This window comes from Vibrio sp. 10N.222.55.C6 (assembly GCF_041473395.1).
Lineage (GTDB): Bacteria > Pseudomonadota > Gammaproteobacteria > Enterobacterales > Vibrionaceae > Vibrio > Vibrio crassostreae_C.
The window spans coordinates 1-235 of record NZ_JBFRSD010000940.1 but is presented as its reverse complement, the minus strand read 5'-3'; the positions used below and the strand labels follow the sequence as shown (position 1 = coordinate 235).

The 235-nt window shown below is 37.4% G+C and carries 1 protein-coding gene; it reads left to right on the top strand.

Features of this window, described 5'->3' with window-relative positions:
- The coding region (locus AB4486_RS26955; protein WP_372119843.1) for a hypothetical protein at positions 1-181 on the top strand (181 nt) is incomplete at its 5' end.
- Between the last annotated feature and the right edge of the window lie 54 nt (positions 182-235).

Genomic DNA, 235 nt, shown 5'->3' with positions numbered 1-235 from the left:
GGATAGCTTCGAACGAGAAGTAATTAGTCCATTTTTAACCCCATTTCCCTATCTTTTAGTTTCTGTTCAAAATGAAAACATGCACGAATCGGCTATCACCCTTTCGTGTTTCTTTCTAATGCCAATCGCTATTATGGCTGGCTATGACTATCACAGTCATTTCCGGTCATCCCCCCAATGACAATTCCATTTATAATGTATTTCATTAGGATCTAATCGAATGAAACTTAAGCTT